The organism is Malonomonas rubra (assembly GCF_003247215.1).
Classification (GTDB): domain Bacteria; phylum Desulfobacterota; class Desulfuromonadia; order Desulfuromonadales; family Geopsychrobacteraceae; genus Malonomonas; species Malonomonas rubra_A.
Window position 1 is genome coordinate 1 of the sequence record NZ_QKAP01000054.1, and the last position, 2,805, is coordinate 2,805.

The 2,805-nt window shown below is 47.8% G+C and carries 1 protein-coding gene and 2 pseudogenes; all 3 read right to left on the reverse strand.

Annotation, left to right across the window (positions count from 1 at the left end; genetic code table 11):
- Positions 1-1,619, reverse strand: a pseudogene (locus Q7J88_RS04955) (DNA-directed RNA polymerase subunit beta); the annotation flags it as partial.
- A gap of 510 nt (positions 1,620-2,129) precedes the next feature.
- Positions 2,130-2,510 (reverse strand): 50S ribosomal protein L7/L12, encoded by a 381-nt coding sequence (gene rplL / locus Q7J88_RS04960; protein ID WP_303721046.1) that lies wholly within the window; start codon positions 2,508-2,510, stop codon positions 2,130-2,132.
- Positions 2,511-2,561: 51 nt separating this feature from the next.
- A pseudogene (locus Q7J88_RS04965) lies at positions 2,562-2,805 on the reverse strand (50S ribosomal protein L10); the annotation flags it as partial.

The following is a 2,805-nucleotide window of genomic DNA, read 5'->3' on the forward strand; positions in this document are numbered from 1 at the left end:
GACAAACCTCCCGGTCCGAGAGCCGAGAGACGACGTTTGTGGGTCACCTCGGAGAGCGGATTGGTCTGATCCATGAACTGCGAAAGTTGGGATGTACCGAAAAACTCTTTTATTGCCGCAGAAATCGGTTTTGGATTCACCAGATCATGGGGCATCAGCGTCTCTACATCCTGCAGGGTCATACGCTCCTTGATTGCCCGTTCCATGCGAACCAAACCCATGCGATACTGGTTTTCAACCAACTCGCCAACGGTTCGTACGCGACGGTTACCCAGGTGATCAATATCATCTACAGCACCCTGTGTGTCCTTTAACCGCACAAGATATTTTATCGACTCAACGATATCTTCCTTCGTCAACGCCCTGTTATTGATATCTATATCCAAACCGAGACGAGCGTTTATCTTGTAACGTCCGACCTCGGACAGATCGTAGAGATCGGCATTAAAGAAAAGGTTATCAAAAAAGCCTTGGGCAACCTCAACAGTTGGAGGGCTGGAAGGCCTGAGTCGGCGGTAAATTTCAAGCAACCCCTCTTCGGAGGATGCAACTTTGTCAACGGCGAGCGTTCTGCTGAAGGAATCTGAATATTTAACACCATCAATAAAGAGTACCTTGAAGGCTGTAATACCGGAGTTCTGCAAGGTCTCAAGAATGGTCTCGGTGATTTCAGTATTGCAGAGCGCAATTATCTCTCCATTCGCCGGATTGACGATGTTTTCAGATAGCACTTTGCCGACAACCGATTCAGCAACAATTTGCACTCGGCTAATTCCTTCGCCCGCAATACGTTTGCACAACGCCTTACTCACCTTCCGGCCTTTTCTGGCTAACACCTCTCCGTTCGCCGGCGAAATAAGGTCGAAGTCAAGTCGCTGTGAAACCAGGGTTTCGGAGTCAAAATCGATGAAAAAATTCTCCCCTTCCTGGGTGATGGTATTCACCGGATAAAACTCGGCCAACAACTCTTCGGAAGTATAGCCGATCGCTTTTAACAGCGTGGTGACCGGGAATTTACGGCGACGGTCAATCCGAACGTGAAGAATATCCTTTATGTCAAACTCAAGATCAATCCATGAGCCACGCACAGGAATTATCCTCGCAGAATAGAGCAACTTCCCGCTGGAATGCGTCTTGCCGTTGTCATGGGTATAGAAAAGACCTGGCGAACGCTGAAGTTGCGAGACAATCACCCGTTCTGTTCCGTTCACGACAAAGACGCCATCAGCGGTCATCATCGGCAGTGAGCCGAGGAAAACCTCCTGCTCCTTGATGTCACGGATAGTCTGAACCCCGGTCTCCTCGTCAACATCAAAGGTGATGAGACGTACCACGATCTTCAGCGGTATTTCATACGTCATCCCACGCTGCTGGCACTCTTCCACAGTATATTTCGGCTCGCCAAATTTATAGCGAACGTATTCGAGGGAACAGAGTCCGTTGAAGTCGTTGATGGGGAAGACACTCTTGAAGATTGCCTCCAGTCCAATATCTTCACGCTCATCAGGATCTGCGTCGATCTGCAGGAACTGCTCATAGGAGATGCGCTGCATTGAGATAAGGTGAGGTGGCTCAATAATCGTTGCAGCCGTGGCAAAATTCTTTCTAACTCGTTCCATATATTGTCCTCGAGGTTGCCAGTAAATCGTTACAAACGTTTTAGCTCAGTCAGGTGCCGAAAATCGATCGATTCAATGGTAAACTGAATCAGTGAGATTTTAAGTATTTTTGAAAATGGTGCGGATTCTTTAAAGTGACGACTGCCGGAAATGTTGTATAATCGAGACGGGAATTCGCGGTGGAATGGAGCGATACAATGATTTCGGACATGTGTTTTCCTTTTTTTATGTTAATTTGACAAACTCGCAAAAAGTCTCCAGATAATGCGGAGCAACACAAGAAATGACCCAGTTACGCAACTGACCCGTTGGCAACAGAAGCACCAGACACCACCGGCACCTCAGCCAAACGGAACAAACAACAGCTATAACCTTGTAATCGCCTGATTTTACTAACTAATATTTTACAAAATTTTCAGCATCCCAAAACACGACACGCTACGTGGCAGAGCCCGTAGCGTGTCGTGTATTTCAGTGCATTCCGTAATGAAATGCCTGTGCCGAGGTGGACTATTTGATCTCTACAACGCCACCAACAGCTTCAATCTTTGCTTTGATGTCAGCACACTCTTCTTTGGTGATACCTTCTTTCAGTGTCTGCGGTGCACCCTCAACCAGCTCTTTTGCCTCTTTCAGGCCAAGACCGGTGATAGCACGAACTTCTTTGATGACCTTGATCTTCTGATCGCCTGCGGATGCAAGGATCGCATCAAACTCGGTTTTCTCCTCAGCAGGAGCAGCATCAGCAGCAACAGCACCAACAGCAGCAACAGCAACCGGCGCAGCAGCAGAAACACCAAATTTTTCTTCGAACTCTTTGATCAGTTCAGAGAGTTCAAGTACGGACATATTAGCAATGAAATCGATTACGTCTTCTTTAGTGATAGCCATTATACAATACCTCGTAGTGAATGTAGTTTACAATTGGTAAGCAGGTGACATTTAGGCCGCTGCCTGTTCTTTCTTTTCCTTGATGGCGTTGAGAACATAGCCAAAGGTACGCGGAACACCGGAGAGTACCTGGACCAGACCTGTGGGAACTCCGTTGAGTACGGACAGGAACTGGGACAACAGTACTTCCTTGCTCGGCAGTTTGGACAGGGCAACAACCCCGGCCACTTCGAGCTTCCCTCCATCAAGAGCGGCACACCTGATCTTGAACTTGTCATGATCATCGGCGAACTTG

Bases quoted from the DNA above. Each gene is read 5' to 3' on its own strand.
- rplL (WP_303721046.1), bottom strand. From the start codon at position 2,510: ATGGCTATCACTAAAGAAGACGTAATCGATTTCATTGCTAATATGTCC.